At 71.2% G+C, this 8,838-nt stretch carries 7 protein-coding genes; 3 read left to right on the top strand and 4 right to left on the bottom strand.

The features are described from left to right. Positions 1 to 17: 17 nt before the first annotated feature. The 4 genes from G5C60_RS47765 to G5C60_RS47750 all read right to left on the bottom strand — a co-directional run bounded on the left by G5C60_RS47765 (position 18) and on the right by G5C60_RS47750 (position 5,919). Positions 18 to 1,484 carry an amino acid permease gene (locus G5C60_RS47765; protein ID WP_165270074.1) on the bottom strand — a complete coding sequence of 489 codons (1,467 nt, stop codon included), beginning with the start codon at positions 1,482 to 1,484 and terminating at the stop codon, positions 18 to 20. 339 nt (positions 1,485 to 1,823) lie between these two features. Next, on the bottom strand, positions 1,824 to 3,443 hold the full coding sequence (locus G5C60_RS47760; RefSeq protein WP_338146136.1) for a PucR family transcriptional regulator: 1,620 nt from the start codon (positions 3,441 to 3,443) through the stop codon (positions 1,824 to 1,826). 158 nt (positions 3,444 to 3,601) lie between these two features. Beyond that, complete coding sequence (locus tag G5C60_RS47755) at positions 3,602 to 4,840, bottom strand: PP2C family protein-serine/threonine phosphatase (protein ID WP_165270072.1); 1,239 nt, start codon at positions 4,838 to 4,840, stop codon at positions 3,602 to 3,604. A 188-nt stretch (positions 4,841 to 5,028) separates the two neighbouring features. Further along, a complete protein-coding gene (locus G5C60_RS47750; RefSeq protein WP_165270071.1) occupies positions 5,029 to 5,919 on the bottom strand; it encodes a class I SAM-dependent methyltransferase in 891 nt (296 codons plus the stop codon). Positions 5,920 to 6,292: 373 nt separating this feature from the next. On the opposite strand from G5C60_RS47750, the gene G5C60_RS47745 reads away from it, so the two are divergent. From G5C60_RS47745 to G5C60_RS47735, 3 genes are all read left to right on the top strand, one after another. Then, on the top strand, positions 6,293 to 7,735 hold the full coding sequence (locus G5C60_RS47745) for an arsenate reductase/protein-tyrosine-phosphatase family protein (protein WP_165270070.1): 1,443 nt from the start codon (positions 6,293 to 6,295) through the stop codon (positions 7,733 to 7,735). A gap of 32 nt (positions 7,736 to 7,767) precedes the next feature. Continuing rightward, a complete protein-coding gene (locus G5C60_RS47740) occupies positions 7,768 to 8,586 on the top strand; it encodes a nitroreductase (RefSeq protein WP_165270069.1) in 819 nt (272 codons plus the stop codon). Beyond that, on the top strand, positions 8,577 to 8,838 hold a 262-nt coding region (locus tag G5C60_RS47735; RefSeq protein ID WP_165270068.1), incomplete at its 3' end, for a hypothetical protein. The genes G5C60_RS47740 and G5C60_RS47735, both read left to right, overlap by 10 nt.

Genomic DNA, 8,838 nt, shown 5'->3' with positions numbered 1-8,838 from the left:
CACCCACCCGCCGGCGACTACCGAGGCGCAACCGCCTCCTCGCCGTCCTTCCCCCGCCGAGCCCGTTCCCGCACGAACGAGATCGCGATCACGATCGCGGCCACAAGCACCGACAGCAGCACCTGACTCCGCCCCCCGCCTTCCTTCTCGTCGGTGAGCATGTAGACGAGCACGAACGCGATCATCGCGATCGTCGCCCACGTCAGATACGGGAACAGCCACATCCGCACGACGAGCCTCTCCGGGCTCTCCCGCAGGATGATCCCCCGCATCTTCAGCTGCGAGAAGCAGATGACGAGCCACACGAAGAGCGCGACCGCACCCGAGGAGTTCAGCAGGAACTGGAAGACCGTGTCCGGCCACAGGTAGTTGAAGCCGACCGCCACGAAGCCGAAGACCACGGAGGCCAGGATCGCGGCCTGCGGGACACCTCGCGTGTTCGTCCGTACGAAGGACCGCGGGGCGTCGCCGCGCTGCCCTAGGGAGAAGGCCATCCGGGAGGCGGTGTAGAGGCCGGAGTTGAGACAGGACAGCACGGCGGTCAGCACGATGAAGTTCATGATCTCGCCGGCGTGGGGGATGCCGATCGAGTCGAGGGCCGCGACGTACGAGCCCTTCTTCTCGATCGCGGGGTCGTTCCACGGCAGCAGGGCGACCACGACGAGGATCGAGCCGACGTAGAAGACACCGACTCGCCAGATGACACTCCTGGTGGCCTTGGCCACCGCCCGCGCCGCGTCCGCGGACTCACCGGCGGCGAGGGTGACGATCTCGCTGCCCATGAAGGAGAAGACGACCAGCAGGATGCCGGTGAGGATCGCGCCGGGCCCGTTCGGCAGGAAGCCGCCGTGCTCGGTGAGATTGCCGAATCCTGTCGCGGCATGGTCGGAGCCGGGCAGCACACCGAAGATCGCCAGCCCCCCGAGCACGATGAAGCCCGTGATGGCGACGACCTTGATGCCCGCGAACCAGAACTCGAACTCGCCGAAGGAGCCGACCGAGACGAGGTTCGTGGCGGTGAGCACCACCATCACGATCAGGGCCCAGGCCCACTGCGGTACGGCCGGCACCCACCCTTCCAGGATCACGGCACCCGCGGTCGCCTCCACGGCGAGTACGACGACCCAGAAGAACCAGTACAGCCAGCCGATCGAGAACCCGGCCCAGCGGCCGAGCGCCCGGTCCGCGTAGGCGGAGAAGGAGCCCGAGGTCGGATTGGCCGCGGCCATCTCGCCGAGCATCCGCATCACGAAGACGACGAGGGCGCCGACCAGTGCGTACGAAAGGAGGATGCCGGGTCCGGCGGCGGCGATACCGGAGGCGGAGCCCACGAAGAGACCGGCGCCGATCACCCCGCCGATGGCGATCATGGACAGATGGCGGTTCTTGAGACCGGCCTGCAGACCTGCCTGCTGCTCCGGAGGCTGACCACTGGTGGATGGAGCGGTGTCGGGGGCCAGGGAATCAGGGGGACGTGTAGTCATGTCGACATCCATTGGGTGGTTGGGGAGTGCCGTGCGGGGCGTGGCTGCCCGGCTCGCCTCGGCAGTGGGGGAGGAGCGGGCCGGGCATGCGAGGGAGGGCGGTCGGGGCACTGACGTCCGCGTGTCGTTCCGCCTCCTCGTGGGAGGCGGGCCGCATCGCTCGCGGATGTGGATTTGCGTAAGCGTAGGGAGGGCCATGGGGCTACGTGTTTGTGAAGGCTGAACAAACTCGCCGTCGATGGCTGTACGACCGGCCAATGCGAAACCGGGGCCGGACCGGGGCGGCCCGGGCCCAGGACCGGCCCGGGCCCAGGGCCGCGCAGCGGTCGGCGTGCGGAGTCAGCCGGTGGGCGGCAGCCGCAGCTGGAGCATGGCCAGCAGCCGCTGGTCGGGGCGGCTGAGATCCAGACCGGTCAGCTCCTCGGCCCGGCGGAGGCGGTACCGCAGCGTGTTCGGGTGCACATGCAGCTGGGCGGCGGCCGCCCGTACGTCACCGAGAGAGTTCAGGTACGTCAGGAGGGTCTCGGCGAGCCGGCCCTGGTGCCGGCTGTCGTGCGCGACCAGGGCGGTCAGCCGGGGATCCCGTATCTCGGGGTGGGCGGAGAGCAGCGTCAGCATCTCGCTGACCAGCACCTCCGCCTGGATGTCCGGCAGTGCGGCGACCGCCGTGGACAGGTCCGCGCTCATCATGGCGTCGAGGATGCGGTCGGCCTCCCGGCGTGACTCCGGGGCATCGCCGAGCCCGGGCACCAGGCAGCCGACCGAGCCGCGCAACGGCAGGCCCAGGTGGCGGCGGGCGGCGCCGACGACCTCGTGGCCCCAGCCGCGCAGCGTGGCCGTGTCGATGCTGCGCGGCAGCTGGGGCAGGAGCACGTAGATACGGGGATCGAGCTGGGTGACCAGTGCGCTGCGGTGCCGGGCGGCGATATGCACGGAGATGAGGTTGGTGACCTCGGCGTGCGTCAGCTCGGGCGCGGCGACATCGGCCTCCGCGGTCTCGTACGAGAAGCCGAGGACGGCGGCCGGGCGGCCGGCGTCGAGGCCCAGGTGGGTGGCGAGCGGCTGCGGACCGGTGTTGCCCTCCAGAAGCCCGGCCATCAGCGTCCAGGTGAGGGTCACGTCGTCGGAGAGCACCCGGCGGCGGCGCACCAGATGGTGCGCGGCGACCCGGGCCGCACCCACGAGTGCCTGCTCCGAGTGTTCCGACAGCGGTGCCGAACCCTCCTGCACCCAGATGGTCGCCAGATGCCGCTCCCCGGACCGGATGGCCACCGCGAGCCGGCGGCGGATCCCCAGCTCCGGGTGGCTGTCGATGGCGATCACCTTGTCGCTGGAGTGCAGGTGCTGGAACACACCCCACTCGCGCAGCTTCGCCAGATACGCCTCCGGACCCTGCCAGCCCAGGATGGAGCGCCGCCGCATGTCGTCGATCTCGTCGGAGTCGGAGGAGCGGGAGTAGGCCAGCACCCGGTTGGCGGTGTCCTCGATGCTGACGATGCCACCCGTGAGGATGGCCGTCGTCTGCGCGAGCGAGAACAGGTCGCCCTCCTCGGCCTCGTCGCCGGAGTCGCCCGGCGGTGCGTCGTCGAGGGCCGCACGGGCGAGCGCGTTCACCTGCTCCCAGCGGGCCTCGCTGCGCAGCGACAGCAGGGCGACCCCGGCCTCGGCGGCGGTCTCGGTGAGCGCCGCGGCCTGCCCAGGACCGTCCAGCTTGACCACGACGGCGACGGCTCCGTCCCGCCCGGCGGCCCGCAGCGCGGGAAAAGCGGCCCGGCCACGGGCACCTATCGCGAGAACCAGCTCACCCGGCTGTGCGCTCGGCGGATCCTCCGGGTCGAGCAGCGCAACCCCACGGATCTCGACGTCTAGACCCGAGGGAGCGGCCTGCACCTCCACCAACGAGTCACCCAGCGCCATCAGCAACTGACGCAGGCTGATGCCCGCTGCGGGGGGAGACACCGCGGCCGGATCCATGATTGTCGCCTCTGCTGGGAGCCACGCCGGAGCCCTGATGCTATCCGTGCGGGCGACGAGAGCCGCGGCCCGTATCACCGTACGGACCGTGGTCCTCCGCATCGGCGGGTCCGTTCAGCGGTCCTCCGCATCGGCGGGCCCGTTCACAGGCGGATGACGACCAGGGCCGTGTCGTCGGTGGTGCCGGTGGGCGGGAGGAGGTCGGCCAGCAGGGCGTCGGCCAGGGTTTCGGGGTCGGCTCGGCGGTGCCGGGTGAGGGAGTCGGCGAGGCGGGCCAGGCCGGTGTCGATGTCCTCGGTACGGCGTTCGATCAGGCCGTCGGTGTACAGGACCAGCGTGGCGCCCCCGGCGAAGGGCGCACGGGCCTGGGGGCGGGCGACGTGTTCGGGGCGGGCGCCGAGCGGCGGGTCGGTGGCCTGATCGAGGAACGTCACGGTGCCGTCGGGGTGGAGCAGGGCGGGTGGCGGGTGGCCGGCACTGCTGTAGGTGATGGTGTGGCTTTCCCAGTCGATGAAGGCCTTCACCACGGTGGTCGACTCGGCGCCGTCGACCGAGCGGGCGTACAGCCCGAGGGCGTCCAGGGCCCGCGCCGGTCCTTCGGCGACGCGGGCGGCCGCGCTCAGGGCGCTGCGCAGCTGTCCCATGACGCAGGCGGCCTCGAGACCGTGGCCGACGACGTCGCCGACGGCGACCGTGATGCGGTCGCCGGGCAGCTCGACCAGGTCGTACCAGTCGCCGCACACGTTCAGGGCGCCGAGGGCGGGCCGGTAGCGCACGGCCGTCCGGTGGTTCGGGAGCGGGCTGGGGGCGGGCAGCATCGCCGCCTGCAGGGCCAGCGCGACCTCGCGTTCGCGGGCGTGCGCCTGGCGCAGGCGTTCGTTGACCTCCTGCAGGTCACGGGCGCGGGTGTAGAGCTCGGCCTCCAGTACGCGGGCCCGGCTGTTGCCGCCCGTGCCACCCGGGCCGCCGCGGGCGCGGATGAGTTCGGTGACCTCCTCCACCCGGTGCACGATCAGCACCACCTGTCCGTCGGGGCCGAGGACGGGTGCGTTGACCGGGCTCCAGTACCGCTCCTGCCAGTGGCCGGGCCGACGGGGATCCTCGACGTCATAGCGTTGCAGCGCCATGGTGTCGCGTTCGCCGGTGGCCACCGCGCGAAGCATCGACGCCTTGACGTCACGCATGCCGGTCGCGGCCGGGTCGTTGGGGTTGTCGGGGAACACGTCGAATATGTAGCGGCCCAGCAGCTGCTCGCGGGTGCGCCCCGCCAGCCGCAGGAAGTCGTCGTTCGCGTCGGCGTACACCAGGTCAGGGGTGAGCAGTGCCACCATGCCGGGGAGCGCCCGGAAGACCGCCGCGTAGTCGATCTGCGGTTTCCTCATGAGCTGCCTGCCTCGGCGCCGACCGTTGAGTGTGCTTCCACGATAGAAGCGAACGCGCCAGGCGGCCCGGGCACGGCTCCCTCCGATTACGGCAGGTCAGCGTCCGGGCCCACAGTCGGGCGATGCGGATCCGCGACCTCGCACGGGTCCGCGACCTCAGGGATCCGGGGCCTCACGGATCCGGGACCTCACGGGCGTACGGCGGTGACGAGCCAGTAGCGGCCCATGAGCCGTACGCCGCTGTCGCCCTCGTGCCTGCGGAAAACGTCCGTCGCGGCCTGCCGGGCGCGCTCCTCCGTGGGGGCGTCGGCGTCCGCCTCGCGCAGCCAGTGGCGCACCGGCCCGAAACCGAAGAGGAATCCGGCCGCGTCGTCCGCGTCCTTGCCCCAGTACTGGGGCGCTTCGAGGCCCTCGACGGCCACGTCGTCGAAGCCGGCGTCGCCCAGTACCCGCCGGGTGGTGGCGGGATCGGCGAAGGCGAGCGGGCTCGGGCCGGTGGACTGCGACATGTCGGGCAGCCGTACGTGCTCGCCGATCGCCGCGAAGACCGTCGACTGGTCCATGCGCCCGAAGTCCTGCGGGCAGACGAAGGCGAGACGCCCGCCGGGGCGCAGGGCACGGCCGATGTTGCCGAAACCCGCGACCAGGTCGGCGAAGAACATGACGCCGAAGCGGCTGACGGCGGCGTCGAAGGAGGCCTCCTCGAAGTCGTACACCTGCGCGTCGGCCTGGACGAACTCCACGTTGTCGAGGGATTCGGCGGCGGCGCTCGCCCGGGCCCGTTCCAGCATGGGCGCCGACAGGTCGATGCCCAGGGCGTACGCGGCGCGGCCGGCGGCGAGGCGGGTGACGCGGCCGTTGCCGCAGCCGATGTCGAGGACACGGTCGGTCGGCGCGAGGGCCGCCGCGTCGAGGAGCGGGGTGTTGGCCCCGTCGTTGAGGCCGTCGTAGCGGTCCTGGTGGTCGGCCCAGTGCCGGCCCTCGTAGCCGTTCCAGGCCTCGGCCTGCTGCGAGTTCACCAAGTTGCCGGGGCCGGGCGGGCCGACCGGGCTGTCCGGGCTGTCCGTTGTATCCGTCATGCCTTCATAGTGACGCGTCGCGCTGTACCAGTCGCGGCCCGGGGCTGGTGCGGCGGGCCAGGAAGGCCGTTCGCAGCACTATTTCAACCCGAATACCGCTTTCTCTTTTCGCGGGCTACAGGCTCTGCCGCAAAACCGCAAGTTCACATGAGCAGAGTGAGGGGCATTCGACCGGCGCACGTGGGGCGCACGTTGCTATTGCGTCCATCGCGCGCCTGCATAATGGCTCTTGCGTGGGGACACCGGATCCCTGCACACTCGAATGAGTCGGTGCGTTGATCGTGAATCGACCTTTCTGCTGGGGAACTTCCGGAGGATCACGCGTATGGGCCGGCTCGCGCTCGGATACTTTCTTTCCTATATTCCCTACGCCATGCTCGTGAAAGCGGTGTCCAGCGGAGTGCTCCCGATTTCCGGGGGTCCGGTCGACGGTCTGGAGATGCTGCCGGCGGCCGCCCTGGGGCAACTCGCCGTCATGCCGCTTTTCCTGGCGACTTGCGGGTGGTGGCGCTACGCCCGGCAGCGTGAGATTCCCGGGGTGGGGCGCGTCCGTATGCCGGGAAGGGAAACGCTGCTGGCGGGATTCTTCACCTCACTCATCATCGCCACCACTACGCTGAATTTCACCTTCGTGGGTGTCTCCATCCTCCTCGTGATGCTTCTGATGCGCGGGGGCGTGCTGATCCTTTCCCCGCTGGTCGACTCGGCGCGAAAGCGGAAAGTCTCCGGTTCGGCGTGGGCCGGCCTTGCTTTCAGTCTGATGGCGGTTTCTGTGGCTCTCGGTGATGTGGGCAGCTATCACCTCACCCTTGCGACGGTTTTGAGCGTGCTCGTCTATCTCGCCGGTTACGTGGGGCGATTCGAGATCATGAGCCGTGCGGCCAAGAGCGGAGTGAAGGAAACCGATCGCCGCTATTTCGTGGAGGAGCACGCCGCCGCCCCGGTTTTCCTGGTCACGCTCCTGGCGGCCGCGGCCCTGGCCGGACAGCCGGAGTTACGCGCCGGGTTCACCACTTTCCTCGGCACCCCCGCCGCCGTGGCGGCCGTCGGTATCGGAGTGGCGTACGAGGTGCTGTTCGTCTTCGGCACGCTGATCTACCTGGACCGCCGCGTGTACACCTGGTGCGTCCCGGCCAACCGGTGCGCCAGCCTGCTGTCCGGCCTCGTCGCCTCGTACGCCCTCGCCGCACTGGCCGGACTGCCGGTCCCGGGGAACGCGCAGCTTCTCGCGCTCGCCTTCATCGTCACCGCCATCGCGTCCCTGTCCTACCCCGCGGCGGTCTCCTGGTGGCGGGACCGCGGCGCACATACGCGACGGGTGCTGTTCGTCTGCGGCGGCAACACCTCCCGCTCGCCCATGGCCGAGGTCATCGCCCGCACCCACGCCGCACGGGCGGGGGGTTCCGCGCGGCGCGTGCGCTTCGCCAGCGCGGGAGTCTCCCCGGCACGGCCCGGAGCGCCGCTGGTCCCGGCCGCCCGGACCGCGCTCGCCGAACTCGGCATACGGCGCCTGCCGGGCCCCGTACACCCCCGCCGCCACCGGGCGCGGTCCGTCACCCCCAAGCTGTGCCGCGACAGCTCCGCCATCTACTGCATGACGCGCGCCCACCGCGACGCTGTGGTCGCCCTGGCGCCCGACACGGCGGGCCGCACACTCTGCCTCGACCCGCACGGCGACGTCCCCGACCCTGACGGGCAGCCGCCCGAGATCTACCGCCAATGCGCCCTCCGCATCCAGGAGTTGGTCCGCACCCGGCTGCACGAGTTCCTCGGCCGCGACCCCGGTCCCGACGTCCGCGCCGCCGGGCTCGGTTGAGGCGCGGAGGAGTGCGGAGGAGTGAGGCGCCCATGACGATCCAAGACGTCCCTGTCCCGGCCCCTGTGTCCGAGGAAGACGTGGTCGACGGCACGTACGACGCCGCCGCGTACGACGCCCCTATGCGCGATGCCCGGGCATACGACTCTCCCGCATACGACTCTCCCGCAGAGGACTTCCCCGCATACGACGACGGCCTGGCCCTGATCGCATCCCGTCACTGCAAGCGCGCCTTCCTCGATCGGCCGGTGCCCCGCGACGTACTGGCGGAGGTGCTGCTCACCGCGGGTCAGGCACCCTCTGGCCGCAATATCCAGCCGTGGCGGGTGATCGTGGTGACGGGCAGCGCCCTGGACGCGCTGACCCGCACACTCCAGGAGGCCTTCGACCGCGGAGAGCCACAACGGCCGGACCGCGCACACCGGTTGCCGACGCTCGACGACACTACGGCGGAACGCGCTCGCGCGGCCCTCTCGGGAGTGCTGCGTGCCAAGGGCCACGCCGCAGACGACGCTGCGGCCGCCCGGGCCCATCTCCGTGACAACCTGCGCTTCTACGGCGCTCCTGCCGCCGTCGTCTGCCACCTCCCCGGCGACGCGGTGCCCGGCACCTTCCTGGAGACCGGCCTCTTCCTGCAGAACACCATGCTCGGCCTGGTCGCCCGCGGCCTCGGCAGCTGCCCGCAGTTCAGCGTCGCCGGCTACGCGGACGCGCTGCGCCGGAAGCTGGACATCGCCGCGGACCGGATCATCGTCTGCACCCTGGCCGTCGGCTACCCCGACGAGGCGGCCCCGGTCAACCGGTTCGTCCCGCGGCGGGCCGGTCTGGAGGAGTACGTCCAGTGGAGCTGACCCCTGGGAACAACGGCCATCCCGGTGCCGGGCGCCGTGCCCGCCTCGTGGCCGTGGCCACCGGACCCGACGACCTCGACAGCACCCGGCTGCGCGGCCTCGACGGGATCGCCGAGACCCTGGAGGTACGGGCCGACCTGCTCGGCGACCCGGATCCCGGCCGACTGCGCAAGCACTTCACGGGCACCCTGACGTACTGTCTGCGCACCCGGGCGCCCGGCGACGGCCGCGGCCCGGCCCCGCCCCCGGCCC

Origin of the sequence: Streptomyces scabichelini (assembly GCF_011045015.1) — a bacterium.
Taxonomy (GTDB): domain Bacteria; phylum Actinomycetota; class Actinomycetes; order Streptomycetales; family Streptomycetaceae; genus Streptomyces; species Streptomyces scabichelini.
Note: the sequence above shows the minus strand (reverse complement) of the source record. Positions and strands in the feature narration are given on the sequence as shown.

Excerpts from the sequence above, each read along its gene's own strand:
- G5C60_RS47750 (WP_165270071.1), bottom strand. The coding sequence starts at position 5,919 with ATGACGGATACAACGGACAGCCCGGACAGCCCGGTCGGCCCGCCCGGC.
- G5C60_RS47745 (WP_165270070.1), top strand. The coding sequence starts at position 6,293 with ATGCTCGTGAAAGCGGTGTCCAGCGGAGTGCTCCCGATTTCCGGGGGT.
- G5C60_RS47740 (WP_165270069.1), top strand. The coding sequence starts at position 7,768 with ATGACGATCCAAGACGTCCCTGTCCCGGCCCCTGTGTCCGAGGAAGAC.
- G5C60_RS47765 (WP_165270074.1), bottom strand. The coding sequence starts at position 1,484 with ATGACTACACGTCCCCCTGATTCCCTGGCCCCCGACACCGCTCCATCC.
- G5C60_RS47755 (WP_165270072.1), bottom strand. The coding sequence starts at position 4,840 with ATGAGGAAACCGCAGATCGACTACGCGGCGGTCTTCCGGGCGCTCCCC.